Below are 19,044 nucleotides of genomic sequence, written 5' to 3'. Positions count from 1 at the left end.
GGGCCGCCATTCTAGAATTGCCCGTTACGCACACCCCTCGCCAGCCGGCGCGGGGTGTTGTGCATTTCCACCAAGCGTTCCATGGACCTCCCCCACCTCACGGCGGGCAAGCGTTTCACGCTGCCGCGTCCCCCGTTGTCGGCCGATGCCTTGCTGCTGGCGCAGCTGGCCATGCGCGAGAAAGCCGCGGGGCGCGCCACGGCGATGTTCACGGCCGACGCCAACGACGCCCAGCGCCTGATCGACGAGATCGCCTTCTTCGCGCCCGACCTGCGCTGTGCCCTGTTCCCCGACTGGGAAACGCTACCCTACGACAGCTTCTCGCCCCACCAGGACCTGATCAGCGAGCGCCTTGCCACCCTCTGGCGCATCAGCCAGAAAGAGGCCGACGTGGTGCTGGTGCCCGCCACCACCGCGCTCTACCGGCTGGCGCCGCCCGCCTTCCTGGCTGGCTATACCTTCCATTTCAAGGCCAAGCAGAAGCTGGAAGAGTCGAAGCTCAAGGCCCAGCTCACGCTGGCCGGCTACACCCATGTGACCCAGGTGGTGAGCCCCGGCGAATACGCGGTGCGCGGCGGCCTGATCGACCTGTTCCCCATGGGCTCGCCCGTGCCGTTTCGCGTCGACCTGTTCGACGACGAGATCGACTCCATCCGCACCTTCGACCCCGACACCCAGCGCAGCCTGTACCCGGTGCCCGAAGTGCGGCTGCTGCCGGGCCGCGAGTTCCCGATGGACGACGACGCGCGTGGGCGCTTTCGCAGCCGCTGGCGCGAACTGCTCGAAGGCGACCCGACCAAAAGCCGCATCTACAAGGACATGGGCAACGGCGTGGCCACCGCCGGCATCGAGTACTACCTGCCTCTGTTCTTCGACGAGACGGCCACGGTGTTCGACTACCTCGGACCGGATGCCACCGTGGTGCTGCACGGCGATCTCGAACCGGCTTTCCAGCATTTCTGGCAGGACACGAACGAACGCTACCGGCTGGTGCAAGGCGACCCCGAGCGCCCCGCCCTGCCGCCCGAGGCGCTGTTCCTGAACGCCGAGCAGTTCTACCAGCGCGCCAAGCCCCATGCGCAGCTCGCCATCCGCGGTGACGTGCCTACGGACGCACCCTATGCCGAGTTCGACAAGCTGCCACCGTTCGCCGTGGTGCGTGGCGCCGAAGACCCGTTGGTCGGCCTCAAGGCCCACATTCGCGCCACACCGCACCGCGTGCTGCTGATCGCCGAAAGCGACGGCCGCCGCGAAAGCCTGCTCGACTTCCTGCGCGCCAGCGGCGTGAGCCCGCCGGCCTTCGACTCGCTGGCCGAGTTCGAAGCCTCCGCCGACGAAAAGATCGGCATCGCCACCGCCGCGCTGGCCTCGGGCTTCGCCTGGCGCGAACAGGGCATCGACCTCGTCACCGAAACCGAGCTGTTCGCCACCGCGCCCACCACGCGCCGGCGCAACAAGAAGCAGGAACAGGTCAGCGACGTCGAGGCGCTCATCAAAGACCTGTCGGAGCTCAACGTGGGCGACCCGGTGGTCCACAGCGCGCACGGCATCGGCCGCTACCGCGGCCTGATCCACATGGACCTGGGCCAGGGCACCGATGCCGAAGGCAAGCCCCTTCTGCAGGAAATGCTGCACCTGGAGTACGCCGACAAGGCCACGCTCTACGTACCCGTCTCGCAGTTGCACCAGATCAGCCGCTACACCGGCGTCAGCGCCGACGAGGCCCCGCTGCACAAGCTGGGCTCCGGCCAGTGGGAAAAGGCCAAGCGCAAGGCCGCCGAACAGGTGCGCGACTCGGCCGCCGAGCTGCTCAACATCTACGCCCGCCGCGCTGCGCGCGAGGGCCACGCCTTCCGCTACTCGCCGGCCGACTACGAAGTGTTCTCCAACGACTTCGGCTTCCAGGAAACCGCCGACCAGAAGGCGGCCATCCACGCCGTGGTGCAGGACATGATCTCGCCCCAGCCAATGGATCGCCTCGTGTGCGGCGACGTGGGCTTCGGCAAGACCGAGGTTGCGCTGCGCGCCGCCTTCATCGCCGTCACCGGCGGCAAGCAGGTGGCGTTTCTTGCGCCCACCACGCTGCTGGCCGAGCAGCACTACCAGACGCTGGTCGATCGATTCGCCAAATGGCCAGTGAAGGTGGCAGAGATGAGCCGCTTCCGCTCGGCCAAGGAAATCACCGCCGCAGCCAAGGGGCTGGCCGAAGGCCAGGTCGACATCGTGGTCGGCACGCACAAGCTGCTCTCGCAGTCGGTCAAGTTCAAGAACCTGGGCCTGCTCATCATCGACGAGGAGCATCGCTTCGGCGTGCGCCACAAAGAGGCGATGAAGGCCATGCGCGCCGAGGTCGACGTGCTGACGCTGACGGCCACGCCGATTCCGCGCACGCTGGGCATGGCGCTCGAAGGCCTGCGCGACCTGAGCGTGATCGCCACCGCGCCGCAGCGCCGGCTGGCCATCAAGACATTCGTGCGCAACGAAGGCACCGGCGTGATCCGCGAAGCCGTGCTGCGCGAGCTCAAGCGCGGCGGGCAGGTCTACTTCCTGCACAACGAGGTCGAGACCATCGAGAACCGCCGCCAGAAGCTCGAAGAAATATTGCCTGAAGCCCGCATCGCCGTGGCCCATGGCCAGATGCCCGAGCGCGAACTGGAGCGCGTGATGCGCGACTTCGTGGCGCAACGCTACAACCTGCTGCTGTGCTCGACCATCATCGAGACCGGCATCGACGTGCCGACCGCCAACACCATCGTGATGAGCCGCGCCGACAAGTTCGGCCTGGCGCAGCTGCACCAGCTACGCGGCCGCGTCGGGCGCTCGCACCACCAAGCGTACGCCTACCTCATGGTGCCCGACACCGAGGGCCTGACCAAGCACGCGGCGCAGCGGCTCGACGCCATCCAGCAGATGGAAGAACTGGGCTCCGGCTTCTACCTGGCCATGCACGACCTGGAGATCCGCGGCACCGGCGAGGTGCTGGGCGAAAACCAGAGCGGCAACATGATGGAGATCGGCTTCCAGCTCTACAACGAGATGCTGAGCGAGGCCGTGCGCGCGCTGAAGGCCGGCCAGGAGCCCGACCTGCTGTCGCCGCTGTCGGTCACGACCGAAATCAACCTCCACGCACCCGCCCTGCTGCCCGACGACTACTGCGGCGACGTGCACCTGCGGCTGTCGTTCTACAAGAAGCTGGCCACCGCAAAGACGCCCGACCAGATCGACACGCTGCTGGAAGAAATCGTCGACCGCTTCGGCAAGCTGCCGCCGCAGGCGCAGACGCTGATCGACACGCACCGCCTGCGTGTGCTGGCGCGGCCCTACGGCGTGGTGAAGGTCGATGCGGCGCCCGGCATCATCAACATCACCTTCAAGAAGGACGCGCCGGTCGATGGCATGGCCATCATCCAGCTGATCCAGAAGAACAAGCACATCAAGCTCGCCGGCAACGAAAAACTGCGCATCGAGCGCGAACTGAAAGAGCCGAAAGACCGGGCCCAGCTGGTGCGCGACGTGCTGCGCAGCCTGGGCCAACCCATCGTCAAGGAAACCGTCACCGCATGAGCGCTACAGAAATCTCCCCCGGCCTCGTCATCCAGCGCGTGAAGCCACCGCTCAAGCTCGCCGACTTCAAGCTGATCGCGTTCGACATGGACTCGACGCTGATCAACATCGAGTGCATCGACGAAATCGCCGATGCGGTCGGCAAGAAGGCCGAGGTGGCCGCCATCACCGAAGCCACGATGCGCGGCGAGATCAAGGACTTCAAGGAAAGCCTGCGCCGCCGCGTGGCGCTGCTGCAGGGCGTGCCGGTCGAGGCGCTGCAGCAGGTGTACGACGAGCGGCTCAAGCTCAACCCCGGCGCGAGCGAGCTGGTGGCAGCCTGCAAGGCGGCCGGCCTCAAGGTGCTGCTGGTTTCGGGCGGCTTCACCTTCTTTGCGAACCGCGTGAAGGACCGGCTGGGCATCGACTTCGCGCGCTCCAATCTGCTCGACGAAGCCGGCGGCAAGCTCACCGGCCAGGTCGTCACGCAGAGCTGGGGCGACATCTGCGACGGCGCCGAAAAGCGCCGCACGCTGCTCGAAGTGGCGTCGCTCATGGGCATCTCGCCGCAGGAAACCATCGCCGTGGGCGACGGCGCCAACGACCTGCCGATGATGGGCGAGGCCGGCCTCTCGGTCGCGTATCACGCCAAGCCGAAGGTGCGCGAGCAGGCCATGGTGGCCATCAACGAAGGCGGCCTCGACCGCGTGCTGGAGGTATTGAAATGACCGACACCACTCCGCTCTACAGCGCCGACGCGCTCAGGGACTACGCCAGCGCCCTGCTGCAGAAAGCCGGCCTCGCTGCATCGAAGGCCGACAGCGTGGCGCGCACGCTGGTCGAAGGTGATCTGCTGGGCCACGACACGCACGGCCTCGCGCTGCTGGCCGGCTATGTGAAGGAAATCGAGTCAGGCGGCATGACGCGCGATGGCGCCCCCGAAGTGCTGTCGGACCGCCCCGCCGCCGTGCTGTGGGACGGCAAGCGCCTGCCCGGCCCGTGGCTCATGGACCAGGGCATGGACCTGCTGGTGCCGCGCGCCCGCGAGCTGGGCACCGCCTCGCTGGTCATCCGCCGCAGCCACCACATCGCCTGCCTCGCCGTCTACATGCTGCGCGCGCTGCAGGAAGACATGCTGATGCTGCTGGCCTGCTCCGACCCCAATGCCGCCAGCGTCGCGCCCTTCGGCGGCACGCAGGCTGTGTTCACGCCGAACCCGCTGGCCATGGGCTTTCCGCTTTCGCAGGGCGGCGTGATGGTCGACATCTCGGCTTCCATCACAACCAACGGCATGAGCAACCGCAAGCGCGCAGCCGGCGAGACATTCGCCGAGGAATGGCTGATCGACGCCACCGGCAAGCCGTCGAACAACCCGCAGGTGCTGTTCGACCAGCCGCCCGGCACGCTGCTGCCGGTCGGCGGGCTGAGCCACGGCCATAAGGGCTACGGAATGGCGCTGCTGGTCGAGACGCTCACGGCCGGCCTCGCAGGCCATGGCCGGGCCGACCCGCCCGAGGGCTGGGGCGCGACGGTGCACATCACGCTGCACGACCTGAACGCCTTCGGCGGCAAGGAAGCCTTCCTGCACCAGATGGACCATGTGGCGGCGAAGTGCCGTGACAACACGCCCATCGACCCGGCCAAGCCTGTGCGGCTGCCGGGCGAAGGCGGGTTGAAGCGTCGGGAAGCGCAGTCGAAGAACGGGGTGCGGCTGCACCCGTCGATTGCGCGCTCGCTGCACGATGCGGAGCAGCGCCACGGCCTGCGGCTGGCGCAGGCGCTGGTCTGAGCGAGGGTCAGTCTTCAGCGTCGGGCGACGCCGCGGCTTCGCCCGCGGGGCGAGCCTTGCGCTGGCCGGGCTTGGCCAGGATCTCGACGTAGAACTGCTTGCCGGCTTCTTTCACAACGCCGTCGATGAGGCCGGTGATGGCCGACAGGTGAACGACTTCGGCGTTTTCGGCCTCGGTGCCAAACTTGCAGTCGAAGTCCCAGAAGTCCGCGCCTTCTGGCAATACGCGCCGCCGCTCGCGCTTGATGTACTTGCGGATCTCGTGCTTGATGGCTTCGAGGAGACGGTCGGGGTGCTTGCCCTCGACCTGAAGCTGAAAGGTTTTTCTCATGGGTGATCGTAACCAATGTGAAAGCCACCGAATCCGGCACCGCCCGATGCCCTGGATGGGCACCGATCTTGCTCGCTACCATGGTTGCCAGGCAAATTTTGCGGCGGCCACGCCGAACCACCCATGCTGACCTTTTTTCATCCGGAGCAGCTGCTGCACCATCCGCGCAGCTATCTGTCGCGCGGACAGATGCGCACGCCGCAGGAAATTCCCGAGCGCGCGCTGCGGCTCGTCGCCGCCGTGCAATCGCTCGGCTTCGATCTTCAGACACCGGCTGATGCCGGCATGGCGCCATTGGCCGCCGTGCACAGCGCTGACTACCTTCGCTTTCTCGAAGAAGCGCACGGCGAATGGAAGCAGATGCCGCCCGACTGGGGCGACGAGGTGATGTCGAACGTCTACGTGCGGGAGCCCAACCGCCTGCGCGGCATCCTGGCGAAGGCGGCGCGCTACCTTGCGGACGGCAGTTGCCCGGTCGGAGCCGAGACCTGGCGCTCCGCGTACTGGTCGGCCCAGAGCGCGGTGGCCGGCGCGGCGGCCATCACCGACGGCGCCCGCGCGGCCTATGCGCTGTGCCGCCCTCCCGGCCACCATGCGCGCGTCGATGCTGCCGGCGGTTTCTGCTACCTGAACAACGCCGCCATCGCCGCCCAGGCGCTGCGCGGGCGCTTCGCCCGTGTAGCGGTGCTCGACACCGACATGCACCACGGCCAGGGCGTGCAGGAAATCTTCTATGGCCGCAGCGACGTGATGTACGTTTCGATCCACGGCGACCCGACCAACTTCTACCCGGCAGTGGCCGGCTACGAGGACGAGCGTGGGGCCGACGAGGGCGAAGGCTTCAACGTCAACTTCCCGATGCCTCACGGCGCGCCGGAAGCAGTCTTTTTCGAGCGGCTCGACGAGGCCACGGAGGCGCTGCGGCGCTTCGCGCCTGACGCGCTGGTGCTGGCCCTCGGCTTCGACATCTACAAGGACGATCCGCAGTCGCAGGTCGCGGTGACGACCGAGGGCTTCGGGCGTCTCGGCAAGGCCATTGGTGCACTGGGCCTGCCGACATTGATCGTCCAGGAAGGCGGCTATCACCTCGAGAGCCTGGAAGCCAACGCAAGCGCCTTCTTCGGGGGATTCGCGGATATCGCGTGATGGTCTTGGCAGCGACGGCCGCTGCGCTGTGTACAGTCGGCGCTTCGAATGGAAGCAGGTAAAGACATGGCGCGCGCAAACGACTGGGCAAGCAAGGTGATGGCATTGATCAACGGTGGCAACCCCACCGCCGCCATCGCGCAGATCAAGGTCGCGCCCTCGGTCAAGGACCTGAAGGCGCTGCAGACCATCATGACGCTCTCGAAAATGAAAGGCCGCTATCCGAACGTGGATGCGGCCATTGCGGACAACCTGGAGCTGCTTGCGGCGCCCCGGCTGCACCGATCGCCGTGATTTACAGCGCTTGACCGAGGCGCTTCACGCCCTCTTCGATCTTGGCCACATCGGCCGTCGCGAAGCTCAGACGCAGCGTCGCAACATCGGGCTTCTCGGCAAAGAACGGCGCGCCAGGCACGAAGGCCACGAGCTTCTCGATCGCGCGCTTGGCCAGTTCGTTCGCATCGGCCAGCTTGCCGTTGGCGCCCGTGAGGCGCGCCCAGAAGAACAGGCCGCCGTTGGGCTGCGTGAAGCTCACCGCATCGCCCAGCTCGCGTTTCAGTGCCGCGCCCATGGCCTGCGCGCGCTGGCCGTACACCTCGCGCACATGCGCCAGCGTGGCGGGCATGCGGCCGCTCTTGAGGTACTGGGCCGCTGTGGCCTGCGAGAAGGTGCTCGTGTGCGCGTCGCTGAACTGCTTGCACATCGTCGCCTTGGCCAGCAGTTCGGGCGGAGCAATCATCCAGCCGATGCGCAGGCCGGGGCTCAGAACCTTGCTCAGGCTGCCGCAATGCGCCAGCAGTTCGCGGCTGCCCGGCACGTCCTTGCTCAGCGCCAGGATCGACGGCGGTGGGGCTTCGCCGAAGTAGAGGTCGCCGTAAGGGTCGTCCTCGACGATCAGCGTTTGGTACTTCACGGCCAGTTCGAGCACCTTCTTGCGGCGCTCCAGCGTCAGCATCGCGCCGCTGGGGTTGCCGAAGGTGGGGATCAGGTAGACGAACTTGGGCTTGTGCTCGGCAATGAGCGTCTCCAGCTCGTCGGTCTTCACGCCGTTGGCGTCGATGGGCGCACTGATGAGCTGCGCGCCATAAAGGCGGAAGCACTGGATGGTCGCCAGGAAGGTCGGGCCCTCGACGATCACCTTGTCGCCGGGCGAGATCATGGTCTTGCCCAGCAGGTCCAGCGCCTGCTGGCTGCCGGTGGTGACGATCAGGCCGCTGGGGTCGACGTCGACGCCCTTGGTCTTCATGAAAGCACTGAGCTGGGTGCGCAGCGGCTCGTAGCCTTCGGTGGCGCCGTATTGCAGTGCGCCGCCGGGTTCTTCGGTGAGCGCCCTGTTGCTCGCCTCCTTGAGGCCCTCGACGTCGAACATGGCGCTGTCGGGGAAGCCGCCCGCAAAGCTGATGATGCCGGGCTTGCCCAGCAGCTTGAAGAGTTCGCGGATGGCGGAGGTCTCGACGTTGTCGAGGCGGGAGGCGAATTGCATGGTCGGTCTCACTTTCTGGGTGACATTGTCACCAAAGCTCGGGCAATAAAGCTGCGTAAGGCTATCGCCTTTCAACGATATATTGCGCGAGCCGCCCTCACGAAGCCCCATGAAAAAAGACAACATCCCCCTCTTCTTCGCCACCCTGCAGGCGGCCAACCCCACACCCGAGACCGAGCTCGAATACAACACCCCCTTCGAGCTGCTGGCCGCCGTGCTGCTCTCGGCGCAGGCCACCGACGTGGGCGTGAACAAGGCCACCCGCAAGCTGTTTCCGGTGGCGAACACGCCGCAGGCCATCTTCGACCTGGGTGTCGAGGGACTGGAGGAATACATCAAGACCATCGGCCTGTACCGCAGCAAGGCCAAGCACCTGATCGAGGCCTGCCGCATGCTGGTGGAGCTGCACGGCGGCGAGGTGCCGCGCACCCGCGCCGAGCTGGAGGCGCTGCCCGGCGTCGGCCGCAAGACCGCGAACGTGGTGCTGAACGTGGCCTTCGGCGAAGCGACGATCGCGGTCGACACGCACATCTTTCGCGTCGGCAACCGCACCGGGCTCGCACCCGGCAAGACGCCGCTCGAAGTGGAGCTCAAGCTCGAGAAGCGCGTTCCGCCGGAGTACCGGCTGCATGCGCACCACTGGCTGATCCTGCATGGCCGCTACATCTGCGTGGCGCGCAAGCCGCGGTGCTGGGAATGCGCGGTGTCCACTTTCTGCGCCTATAAACCAAAGACGCCCTCCCCGAAAACGGCCTGAAGAATGACGACACGAAAGAACGACACCCGGACGCTGCTGGCCACCGCCCTGCTGGCAGCCCTCCTCCCGGCCGCGGCCTGGTCGCAGCAGCCGGCCGCAGGCCTGCCGCCCGACGCCATGACGCTCTACGGCGGCCGCTGGTCGACGAACTGCGCCGACGCCGCGGCGCCGACGCTGCAGGTACGCCAGGACATGCTGATCGCAGAGAGCGGAAAGCGCCGCGTGGTCGCCCGCGAGCCACAGACGGCCCACAGCTTCTTCGGCAACAGCCCGCCGCCGGCAGGCTTCGACGTGGCGCTGATGAGCGACGCGGGCAAGGCCGGCTCGATGACCTTCCTCGTCTACCGCGCGGCGCGCGGCCAGTACATCACGCTGGACGCCGACAAGCCAGTCGCTGGCCAGCTGGGCCCCGAGTTGATGAAACAGCGCTACTGGCGCTGCGACGGTGCCGCGCGGGCCGAGCCCCCGCCCACCGAGCCCAAGGCCAAGGTGCCTCCCCCGCCCACAGGCAGCCCCGCAGCGCTGGCGCAAGGCCCGGCAATGCAGAAGGCCTGGCGCGCCGCCCTTGGCGCTCGCGAGAACGACCGCTGGCTGGTGCGCCGCGAAGGCCCGGCGCCCGAGCCGCAATGGGTGACGGTCGAGGGAACGCGCTACCTCCTGCACGCCTTCTGCAAGCCGCACGACTGCTTCGACAACAACGCGATCGCGCTCTACGACCAGGGCTCCGGCCGCATCTACGGCCTGGTGCAGCGCAACGGCAGCAACCGCCTCGTGGGCTCGCCGCCCGCCGCGCTCGCCCCTCAGCTCGAAAAGCTCTGGCGCGAGCAGTGGCGGCAGAAGAACTGAGCTGACTGACCAGGTCGCCTGTCAGATGACGGGCGAATTGTCGAAAGTCAGCCAGCTGCCGAATGCAATCTCGCCGGCAGGCCAATCGGCAGCAGCTGCGGGACAGCGCACACCCCGGTGCAGCAGCGTCATCGCGCGCAGCACGCCAGCGTGCGTGACCCACAGCGCGTCGCCCTCGCTCAGCAGCCATTCGTCGTACGCGGCGGCCACGCGCTGCATGAAGGCGCGCACGCTTTCGCCATGGCCGCCCGCGGGCGCGTCGGCGAAGTTACCGGTCCAGGCCTCGAAGTCCTCGCGCGGAATGGCGGACCACGGCCGCCCTTCCCAGCCGCCGAAATTCATTTCAGCGAGCCGGGCGTCGCGCTGTACCCGGAGATCGGGCCGCAATGCAGCGATGGCATCGGCCAGTCTGGCGCAGCGCCGCAGCGGCGAGCTGATCAACGTGATGTCCGCAGGCAGCAAAGGCGCGATGCGCTGCGCGGCGGCGAGCGTGGCGTCCGCATGGGCTTCGAGGTCCGTGGCGCCGTAGCAAAGGCCAGCCTCGGCCACCACGGGCGCATGGCGCTGGAGCCAGAGGTTTCGGCTCGTGCTCATGCACGCCACGCCAGCGCGAGGTAGATCGCCAACTCGCAGACCTGCTGGGTCGCGCCCAAGCCATCGCCGGTAAAGCCTTGCAGCCGCCGAAGAAACAGTCTCGCCATCCAGCCCGCGGCAAGAACGGCCGCAAGCACGGCCGCCCCAACGTGCGCCGCGTCATGCGCACACAGCAGCAGCGCCACCGCCGGAACCGTCCACACCAGCGCAGTCACCAGCGCACCACCGCTGATCGCATCCGCCAGCGGCTTTGCCTTGCTCGCCCCGCTATCGCCCACATACGGCAGCCAGCGGATCAGGAACAGCGGCATCAGCCGCGACAGCACGTGCGCGCCGACGATGGCAATGGCCACGGTCTGCAGGCCACGCCCGGCCAGCACGGCGAGCAGCGCGCACTTCAGGCCCAGCGCCAGCACCAGCGCAATCGCACCGAAGGCGCCGATGCGCGAGTCCTTCATGATCTCCAGCGCCCGGTCCCGGTCGGCCGAACCGCCCAGGCCATCGGCCACGTCGGCCAGTCCGTCTTCATGGAAGGCGCCGGTCAGCATCACCGTGGCGACGGTGCTCAGCAAGGCAGCGGCCAGCGCGCCAGCGACGCCGGGCAGCCCCATGCCTACGCCCACGAACACAAGCGCCGCCACCCCGCCCACCAGCCATCCGATGCCGGGCAGATGCGCCGCACTCGCGCGCAGCATCTGCGGGCTGAAGCCGACCCATGCGGCCAGCGGTCCCGTCACCGGCACGCGCGTGAAGAACTGCAGCGCGAGCAGGAAGTGGCGAATGCCGTTCATCCGCTTCAGGTGTCCTTGCGCGACACGCCGGCCGACTCGAAGCTCGCCATCTCGCGCAGGATGCGGCAGGCCGATTCGAGCAGCGGCCAGGCCAGCGCACCACCCGAGCCCTCACCCAGGCGCAGTTCGAGGTTCAGCAGCGGGTCCAGCCCCAGCCGCTCCAGCAGCAGCAGATGCCCGGGTTCGGCCGAGCAGTGCGCGGCCACGCAGCGCTGCACCACGCAGGGCTGCAGCGCCTGTGCCACCAGCACCGCCGCGCTGGCGATGAAGCCATCCACCACGATCACGCGCCGCTCCTCGGCAGCCTGAAGCACCGCGCCGACCAGCGTGGCGATCTCGAAACCACCGAAAGCCGCCAGCGCGTCCAGCGGCGCCGTCGCCCCCGCGTGCAACGCAAGCACCTGCCGCAGCACCTCGCGCTTGCGCGCCAGCCCCGCCGCGTCGAGGCCCGTGCCGACGCCAATGCAGACGTCGATGTCCAGCCCGCCCAGCCGGGACAGTAGCAGCGCAGCAGACGAGCTGTTGCCGATGCCCATTTCGCCGAGCAGCAACGCATTGCCCGGCAGCGCACGCACCACCTCGCGCCCGTTGACGATGGCCTGTGTGCACTGCGCGGGCGTCATGGCTGGGCCCGTAGAAGCGTCGGCCGTGCCCTCGGCAATGCGGCGCGACACCAGCCCCGGGCGGGGCTGGAAGTCGCGCCGCACGCCGCAATCGACCACCGTCAGCGCCAGCCCGTGCTGCCGCGCGAGCACGCTCACGGCCGCGCCGCCGGCGAGGAAGTTCTCGACCATCTGCCATGTCACGTCGCTGGGAAACGCGGAGACGCCGCGCGCAGCCAGCCCGTGGTCGCCCGCGCAGACCAGCATCTGCGGCGCTTCGAGCACAGGGTTCTCGGTGCCCAGGATGCTGCCGATGCGCAAGGCCAGTGCTTCGAGCCGGCCCAGCGCGCCGAGCGGCTTGGTCTTGTTGTCGATTGCGCTGTGCAGGCGGACTGCGAGCGAGGCGTCAGTGATGTCGGAAATGGTGGGGATGGTCTCGGTCATGCAATCAGTCCGGCGAGTACGCCGGCGTCGAAATGGGTGTCGATGAAATCGGCCAGGCCGTCGAAGGTAGCGTCCAGCGTGGGCACAGAGGCGCCGAACAATGCATGCAGCGTGCCGGGGTCTTCGAACAGGCCGTGAAGGTAGATGCCGAGCACGTTGCCGCGCGCGTTCTGCCAGGCCAGCCCGTCGGGCATCACCGCTTGGCCGTCTTGCGCCATCTGCGGGTGCGCGGCGGTCTGGCCGTGGTGAATTTCGTAGCCGGCAACGGGCACGCCCGACAGCGGGCCCCAAGTGCCGGTCAGCTCGCCGAAGGTCGCAGCGCGATGCTGCACCGTCTTCTCGCGCGCGAACACCGTCACCAGCGGCAGCAGGCCAAGCCCCGGCGCATTGCCGTCGATGCCGTGCGGATCGACAAGCGCCTCGCCCAGCATCTGCAGCCCGCCGCAGATGCCCAGCACCGCGCCGCCGCGTTCGGCATGCGCGGCCACGGCGCGGTCCAGCCCCTGCGCGCGCAGCCAGGCCAAGTCGCCGCTGGTGTGCTTGGAGCCGGGCAGCACGATCCAGTCGGTGCCCGCCACGTCGGCCGGCGTGCGGGCCCAGACCAGCCGCACACCGGGCACGTTCTTCAGCGCCTGGAATTCGTCGAGGTTGCTGATGCGCGGATATGCCACCACTGCCACCGTGCGGGTGACAGTGCCGCTGGCGCGGCTGCGGTCATCGAACACGCCGTCTTCCTCGGGCAGGCCGTGCTGCCACCACATCGGCAGCGTGGCCACGGTGGGCACGCCGGTCAGCTCCTGCAGTTGCTGCGGCGCGGGCGCGAGCAACGAGGCATCGCCACGGAACTTGTTGAGCACGAAGCCGCGCAGCAGCGCGCGGTCGGCCTCGGGCAGCAGCGCCCAGGTGCCGTACAGATGGGCGAAAGCGCCGCCACGGTCGATGTCGGTCGCCAGCAGGCAGCGCGCCTGAGCATGCCGGGCGATGCGCATGTTGACGATGTCGCTGGCCATCAGGTTGATTTCGGCCGGCGAGCCAGCGCCTTCGATCACGACCACGTCGTTCTCATTGCGCAATTCGTCGAGCGCCTGCGCGATCGGCGGCCAGACGCGCTCGCTGCGGCCGCGCCAGGGCAAGGCCGAGAGCTCTTCGCTCACCTGCCCCATCAGCACCACCTGGCTGTGGGTGTCGCGCTCGGGCTTGAGCAGCAGCGGGTTCATGCGCACGTCGGGCAGCGCATTCGCGGCCAGGGCCTGGAAATACTGAGCGCTGCCGATTTCGCCGCCATCGACCACGCGAGCGTTGTTGCTCATGTTCTGCGCCTTGAAGGGCGCCACTTTCAGGCCTTGCCGCGCATACCAGCGGCACAGCGCCGTGGCCAGCCAGCTCTTGCCGGCGCCGCTGGTGGTGCCCAGAACCATGACGCACCGCGCCGGCCCGCTTTTCGCCTTTGAACTCATCGGCGGATTGTCGTTGAGCACCGCGCCGGCCCGAAAAAGACCGAGCGAGACAGAACCAGGCCGACGAAATGAGACATTTTTCACACCTGAGGCGTTGCAAACGCATCCGGTGAATCCAACAGTCCCGTTCTTGCGTACACCCGACATCACACATCGCACTGCACCCCAGGTACCCATGCCAGCCTTGAACGATTTGGCTCTCACAGTCGAGGAACGCGAACCGGGCCAGTTCTTCTGGACCCTGCTCGAAGCCCGCCATAGCGACGAAGCCTCCGAGACCCTCGACTACCGGGTCTACCGGACGGCGGCCAGGCCGCAGGCCAGCTATTCCAGCGCCCTGGCCATGGGCGCGGCGGAGCTGCAAAAAATAAGCGCCGCCGCGAATTCAGCCGGCAAAACCGACTGAGCCCACGACGGCGCAAAGACCGCCTTGCGGCGTTCAGGCTGTCAATTTCGATTCCGTGCCGTCGTCGTTCAGCGCGCGGCCACCTTGGTCTGCGCACCGGCAGCCGCCACGGGCGCCGGTGCTTCCCAGCCGCCGCCGATGGCGCGAATCAGCCCCACGGCCGCCTGGTACTGCGCCGACTTCACCTGCAGCGCCTGCCGCCGGTTGCGCAGTTCGCTGCGACGTGCGTCGAGCAGGTCGAGCTGGCTGATGTAGCCGTTGCGATAGCGCGTGTCCGACAGGCTGGTGGCGCGCTGGGCCGAGGTCACGGCCTGCGCCTGCACCACCGATTGCTCCTGCAGGATGCGGATGGCGGCCAACTGGTCTTCGACCTCCTGGAACGCGACCAGCACCTGCGTGCGGTAGCTGGCCAGAGCGCCGTCGAGCTGGGCATTGGCGCCCTGCACACCGGCCTCGCGGCGGCCGCCGTCGAAGATCGGCAGCGACAGCAGCGCGCCCACGCCCCACGAACGCGCCGACCACTTGAAGAGGTCGCCGACTTCGGGCGAGGCGTAGCCGGCGGCGCCGGTCAGCGAGATGTCCGGGAACCACGCGGCCTGTGCCACGCCGACACGGGCCTGCGCGGCAAGCACCGCGTTCTGCGCCGCTGACACGTCGGGCCGGCGCGTGAGCACCGTGGCCGGCACGCCCGGCGGGATCGACGGCAAGGCGGTCGACCACTCGTCGCTGCGCAGGCCGAAGCTCGAAGCCGAATCGCCCACCAGCACCGCGAGCGCATGCTCCACCTGGGCGCGCTGACGGTCGAGCGCAAGCGCGTCCGATTCGGTCGACGACACCTCGGTCTGCACGCGCGCCACGTCGAGCTCGGCGATGTCGCCGGCCTGTTCGCGGCGCTGCGACAGGCGCAGCGTGTCGCGGTAGGCCTCGACCTGCTCGCGCACCAGCGCACGTTCGGCATCGAGCGCGCGCAGCTGCAGGTAGGTCTGCGCCACTTCGGCCTGCACCGCGAGCCGGGTGCTTTGCAGCAGCGCCTCGCGACCGGTCGCGTCGAGCTTGGCCGCATTGCTGGCGCCCGAGAGGCGGCCGAACAGGTCGACTTCGTACGAGAACGTGGCACCGATGTTGGTCATCGTGGCCGGCGTGGTGCTGGCCGTGGCCTTGTCCAGGCCGGCGCCGCGATTGGCACCGGCGCTCAGGCCGATCTGCGGCAGGCGGTCGGCGTTGGCGCTGCGTGCCAGCGCGCGGGCCTCGGCCAGCCGCGCGGCTGCGGCCTGGATGTTGTTGTTGCTGACGTCCGCCTTCTCGACCAGCGCATTCAGCGTCGGGTCGTTGAACGCCAGCCACCAGGCGCCGCGTGCCTGTGCCTCGGAAGGCACGGCGCGCGTGAAGCCGGCGGGCGGCGTCGGCCCTTGTTCCTTGAACTGCGCCGTGGTCGTGATCTCGGGCAGGCCCGAAGGCACGGTGGCACAGCCGGCCAGCACCAGGGCAGCCATCAGCGGCAGCAAGGCGCTACGAAGAGGCTTCACCAGCGGTTGAACTGAGAATTTCATGATGAGCTTTCTCTTTCTTATTGATCAGTCGTCATGCGAGGGACGCGGCGATGCAGGCACCGGGTGCAGGCCGCCACCGCCCGAACCACCGTGCGACGGCGCAGCGGGATGCTCGGCCGACACGAAGTCGTCGCCATGCGGCACTTCGCCATGCAGCTTGAGCGGCCGGTTGCCCGCGAGGCGGCGCAGCAGCACGTAGAACACCGGCGTCAGGAACAGGCCGAAGGCCGTCACGCCGATCATCCCGGCGAACACCGCCACGCCCATGGCCTTGCGCATCTCCGAGCCCGCGCCGGTCGACAGCACCAGGGGCAGCACGCCCATCACGAAGGCCAGCGAGGTCATCAGAATCGGGCGCAGGCGCAGGCGGCTGGCTTCGATGGCGGCTTGTATCGGTGTGCGGCCGGCGAACTCGAGCTCCCGTGCGAACTCCACGATAAGAATCGCGTTCTTCGCACTCAGCCCCACCAGCACGATCAACCCGATCTGCGTGAAGACGTTGTTGTCACCCCCCGATATCCATACGCCCGCCATCGCGGCCATGATGCCCATAGGCACGATCAGGATGATCGCGATCGGCAGCGTCAGGCTTTCGTACTGAGCGGCCAGCACCAGGAACACCAGCAAGATGGCCAGCGGGAACACCAGGAAGGCGGAGTTGCCGGCCAGGATTTCCTGGTACGTCAGCTCCGTCCACTCGAAGCTCACGCCCTTGGGCAGCGTCTCGGCCGCAATCTTGGTGATCGCGTCCTGCGCCTGGCCCGACGAGTAGCCCGGTGCCGGGCCGCCGTTGATGTCGGCGGCCAAGTAGCCGTTGTAGCGCATGGCGCGTTCCGGGCCGAAGGTCGAATTCACCTTCATCAGCGCGGCCAGCGGCACCATCTCGCCCGAGGTCGAACGCACCTTCAGCAGGCCCACGTCTTCGGCACGGGCGCGATAAGGCGCATCGGCCTGCACTCGCACGCTGTACGTGCGGCCGAACTTGTTGAAGTCGTTCGCATACAGGCTGCCGAGGTAGATCTGCATGGTGTCGAAGATGTCCGTCACCGGCACGCCAAGCTGGCGCGCCTTGGTGCGGTCGATGTCGGCGTACAGCTGCGGCACGTTGACCTGCCAGCTCGTGAACATGCCGGCCAGTTCGGGCGCCTGCTGTGCCTTGGCCATGAAGGCCTTCACTGCAGCGTCCATCTGGTCATAGCCCACCGAGGCACGGTCTTCCAGCTGCAGCTTGAAGCCGCCCGTGGTGCCCAGGCCCGCCACCGGCGGCGGCGGGAACATCACGATGAAGGCGTCCTGGATGCCCGCGAAGGCTCCGTTGAGCTGGCCAGCCACCGCACCGCCGCTCTGGTCAGGGCGCTTGCGCTGGTCGAAGGGCTTGAGCGTGGCAAACACGATGCCCGAGTTCGAGCTGTTGGTGAAGCCGTTGATCGACAGGCCCGGGAAGGCGATGGCGTCTTCCACGTTCGGGTTCTTCTTCATGATGTCGCCCATGCGGGTGATCACCTCTTCCGTGCGGTCGAGCGTGGCGCCGTCGGGCAGTTGGGCAAAACCAATCAGGTATTGCTTGTCCTGCGCCGGCACGAAGCCGCCGGGCACCGCCTTGAAGAGACCGAAGGTCACGGCAATGAGCGCGACGTAGATCGCCAGCATCAGCGCCTTGCGCGAGATCACGCGCTTCACGCCGCCGCTGTAGGCCTCGGAGCCGCGATGGAACAGCTTGTTGAAGCCGCGGAACAGCCAGCCGAAGGCTTTGTCCATGCCGCGCGTCAGCGCGTCCTTGGGGGCGTCGTGGCCGCGCAGCAGCAAGGCAGCGAGCGCGGGCGACAGCGTGAGCGAGTTGATCGCAGAGATCACCGTCGAGATCGCAATCGTCACCGCGAACTGGCGGTAGAACTGGCCCGTGAGGCCGCTGATGAAAGCCAGCGGCACGAACACGGCCACCAGCACCAGCGCGATCGCGATGATGGGGCCCGACACTTCGCGCATCGCACGGTAAGTTGCTTCACGCGGCGTGAGCCCCGCCTCGATGTTGCGCTCGACGTTCTCCACCACCACGATGGCGTCGTCCACCACGATGCCGATGGCCAGCACCAACCCGAACAGGCTCAGCGCGTTGATCGAGAAACCGAGGATGTGCAGCACCGCGAAGGTACCGATCACCGACACCGGCACGGCCAGCAGCGGAATGATGGAAGCGCGCCACGTCTGCAGGAACAGGATCACCACGAGCACCACCAGCATGATGGCTTCGAGCAGCGTGTGAATCACCGACTCGATCGATGCGCGCACGAACTGCGTCGGGTCATAGGCGATGCGGTATTCCAGGCCCTCGGGCATGTTCTTGTTGAGCTCGGCCATCGTCTTGCGCACGTTCGACGAGATGTCGAGCGCGTTGGAGCCCGGCGCCTGGAACACACCCATGCCGACGGCCGGGTCGTTGTTCAGCAGCGAACGCAGCGAGTAGTCGGCGGCGCCCATTTCGAGGCGGCCGATGTCGCGCAGACGGGTCACGGCGCCATCGGTGCCGCTTTTGACGATGATGTCGCCGAATTCTTCTTCGCTCTGCAGGCGCCCTTGCGCATTGATGGAGAGCTGCATGTCCACGCCCGACAGGCCCGGCGAAGCGCCGACCACGCCGGCCGCGGCCTGCACGTTCTGGCCACGGATCGCAGCCACCACGTCGCTGGCCGAGAGGCCGCGCTGCGCGACCTTCTGCGGGTCGAGCCACACGCGCATCGAGTAGTCGCCGCCGCCGAAGATCTGGACCTGGCCCACGCCTTCGATGCGCGCGAGCGGGTCCTTCACGTTCAGCACCGCGTAGTTGCGCAGGTAGTTGATGTCGTAGCGGTTGTTCGGCGAGACGAGGTGGACCACCATCGTCAGGTCAGGCGCGCTCTTGACGGTCGTGATGCCAAGCCGGCGCACTTCCTCAGGCAGGCGCGGCTCGGCTTGCGAGACGCGGTTCTGCACGAGTTGTTGTGCCTTGTCGGGATCGGTGCCGAGGCGGAACGTGACGGTGAGCGTCAGCACGCCGTCGGTGGTTGCCTGGCTGCCCATGTAGAGCATGCCCTCGACGCCGTTGATCTGCTCTTCGATCGGTGTGGCAACGGTTTCGGCAATCACCTTCGGGTTGGCGCCGGGGTACGTGGCGCGCACCACCACCGAAGGTGGCGCGACTTCCGGGTACTCCGAGATCGGCAACCCGCGCAGCGCGATCAGGCCGGCTATCAGCATCAGTAGCGACAGCACGCCGGCAAAGATCGGCCGGTCGATGAAGAATTTTGAGAGATTCATGATGGTTCTCC

Annotated in this window: 16 protein-coding genes; 8 read left to right on the top strand and 8 right to left on the bottom strand. The window is 67.6% G+C overall.

The genetic code is table 11. The features are described 5' to 3' along the window. The first annotated feature begins 81 nt into the window (after positions 1 to 81). From mfd to NWF24_RS12705, 3 genes are read left to right on the top strand one after another with little or no spacing between them, the layout of a single operon-like run. Positions 82 to 3,564, top strand: a complete 3,483-nt coding sequence (mfd, locus tag NWF24_RS12715; protein WP_258354469.1) for a transcription-repair coupling factor — start codon at positions 82 to 84, stop codon at positions 3,562 to 3,564. Next, positions 3,561 to 4,271, top strand: a complete 711-nt coding sequence (gene serB, locus NWF24_RS12710) for a phosphoserine phosphatase SerB (RefSeq protein WP_093175764.1) — start codon at positions 3,561 to 3,563, stop codon at positions 4,269 to 4,271. Before mfd ends, serB begins: the two co-directional genes overlap by 4 nt. Further along, positions 4,268 to 5,332, top strand: a complete 1,065-nt coding sequence (locus tag NWF24_RS12705; protein ID WP_258354468.1) for an Ldh family oxidoreductase — start codon at positions 4,268 to 4,270, stop codon at positions 5,330 to 5,332. Before serB ends, NWF24_RS12705 begins: the two co-directional genes overlap by 4 nt. A gap of 7 nt (positions 5,333 to 5,339) precedes the next feature. Here NWF24_RS12705 and NWF24_RS12700 read toward each other — a convergent pair whose 3' ends face one another. Continuing rightward, the gene (locus NWF24_RS12700; RefSeq protein ID WP_258354467.1) at positions 5,340 to 5,663 is read right to left on the bottom strand and encodes a DUF6172 family protein; all 324 of its coding nucleotides are present in this window, start codon (positions 5,661 to 5,663) and stop codon (positions 5,340 to 5,342) included. 123 nt (positions 5,664 to 5,786) lie between these two features. On the opposite strand from NWF24_RS12700, the gene NWF24_RS12695 reads away from it, so the two are divergent. Then, positions 5,787 to 6,809, top strand: a complete 1,023-nt coding sequence (locus NWF24_RS12695) for a histone deacetylase family protein (protein WP_258354466.1) — start codon at positions 5,787 to 5,789, stop codon at positions 6,807 to 6,809. A 66-nt stretch (positions 6,810 to 6,875) separates the two neighbouring features. Beyond that, positions 6,876 to 7,103 (top strand): hypothetical protein, encoded by a 228-nt coding sequence (locus tag NWF24_RS12690; protein ID WP_081267286.1) that lies wholly within the window; start codon positions 6,876 to 6,878, stop codon positions 7,101 to 7,103. A 1-nt stretch (position 7,104) separates the two neighbouring features. Here the strand turns inward: NWF24_RS12690 and NWF24_RS12685 are convergent, their stop codons facing one another. Further along, complete coding sequence (locus tag NWF24_RS12685) at positions 7,105 to 8,292, bottom strand: aminotransferase-like domain-containing protein (protein WP_258354465.1); 1,188 nt, start codon at positions 8,290 to 8,292, stop codon at positions 7,105 to 7,107. A 109-nt stretch (positions 8,293 to 8,401) separates the two neighbouring features. Here NWF24_RS12685 and nth point away from each other — a divergent pair, with 109 nt between their 5' ends. Continuing rightward, positions 8,402 to 9,049 carry an endonuclease III gene (nth, locus tag NWF24_RS12680; protein ID WP_258354464.1) on the top strand — a complete coding sequence of 216 codons (648 nt, stop codon included), beginning with the start codon at positions 8,402 to 8,404 and terminating at the stop codon, positions 9,047 to 9,049. A 3-nt stretch (positions 9,050 to 9,052) separates the two neighbouring features. Next, on the top strand, positions 9,053 to 9,895 hold the full coding sequence (locus NWF24_RS12675) for an inhibitor of vertebrate lysozyme family protein (protein ID WP_258354463.1): 843 nt from the start codon (positions 9,053 to 9,055) through the stop codon (positions 9,893 to 9,895). A gap of 21 nt (positions 9,896 to 9,916) precedes the next feature. Here NWF24_RS12675 and NWF24_RS12670 read toward each other — a convergent pair whose 3' ends face one another. The 4 genes from NWF24_RS12670 to NWF24_RS12655 are packed head-to-tail and all read right to left on the bottom strand — an operon-like array spanning position 9,917 to position 13,783. After that, positions 9,917 to 10,489 (bottom strand): histidine phosphatase family protein, encoded by a 573-nt coding sequence (locus NWF24_RS12670; RefSeq protein ID WP_258354462.1) that lies wholly within the window; start codon positions 10,487 to 10,489, stop codon positions 9,917 to 9,919. Continuing rightward, complete coding sequence (locus tag NWF24_RS12665; RefSeq protein ID WP_258354461.1) at positions 10,486 to 11,280, bottom strand: adenosylcobinamide-GDP ribazoletransferase; 795 nt, start codon at positions 11,278 to 11,280, stop codon at positions 10,486 to 10,488. Before NWF24_RS12665 ends, NWF24_RS12670 begins: the two co-directional genes overlap by 4 nt. A gap of 5 nt (positions 11,281 to 11,285) precedes the next feature. Then, on the bottom strand, positions 11,286 to 12,326 hold the full coding sequence (gene cobT / locus NWF24_RS12660; protein WP_258354460.1) for a nicotinate-nucleotide--dimethylbenzimidazole phosphoribosyltransferase: 1,041 nt from the start codon (positions 12,324 to 12,326) through the stop codon (positions 11,286 to 11,288). Then, positions 12,323 to 13,783: a cobyric acid synthase gene (locus NWF24_RS12655; protein ID WP_258354459.1), complete on the bottom strand. Its 1,461-nt coding sequence runs from the start codon at positions 13,781 to 13,783 to the stop codon at positions 12,323 to 12,325. Before NWF24_RS12655 ends, cobT begins: the two co-directional genes overlap by 4 nt. On the opposite strand from NWF24_RS12655, the gene NWF24_RS12650 reads away from it, so the two are divergent. Beyond that, on the top strand, positions 13,743 to 14,189 hold the full coding sequence (locus NWF24_RS12650; protein WP_258355410.1) for a hypothetical protein: 447 nt from the start codon (positions 13,743 to 13,745) through the stop codon (positions 14,187 to 14,189). The genes NWF24_RS12655 and NWF24_RS12650 overlap by 41 nt on opposite strands. Before the next feature lie 68 nt (positions 14,190 to 14,257). Here the strand turns inward: NWF24_RS12650 and NWF24_RS12645 are convergent, their stop codons facing one another. Continuing rightward, positions 14,258 to 15,739 carry an efflux transporter outer membrane subunit gene (locus tag NWF24_RS12645; RefSeq protein ID WP_258354458.1) on the bottom strand — a complete coding sequence of 494 codons (1,482 nt, stop codon included), beginning with the start codon at positions 15,737 to 15,739 and terminating at the stop codon, positions 14,258 to 14,260. Between the two features lie 24 nt (positions 15,740 to 15,763). Next, on the bottom strand, positions 15,764 to 19,033 hold the full coding sequence (locus tag NWF24_RS12640; protein WP_258354457.1) for an efflux RND transporter permease subunit: 3,270 nt from the start codon (positions 19,031 to 19,033) through the stop codon (positions 15,764 to 15,766). Between the last annotated feature and the right edge of the window lie 11 nt (positions 19,034 to 19,044).

It is taken from the genome of Variovorax paradoxus (assembly GCF_024734665.1).
Classification (GTDB): domain Bacteria; phylum Pseudomonadota; class Gammaproteobacteria; order Burkholderiales; family Burkholderiaceae_C; genus Variovorax.
Note: the sequence above shows the minus strand (reverse complement) of the source record. Positions and strands in the feature narration are given on the sequence as shown.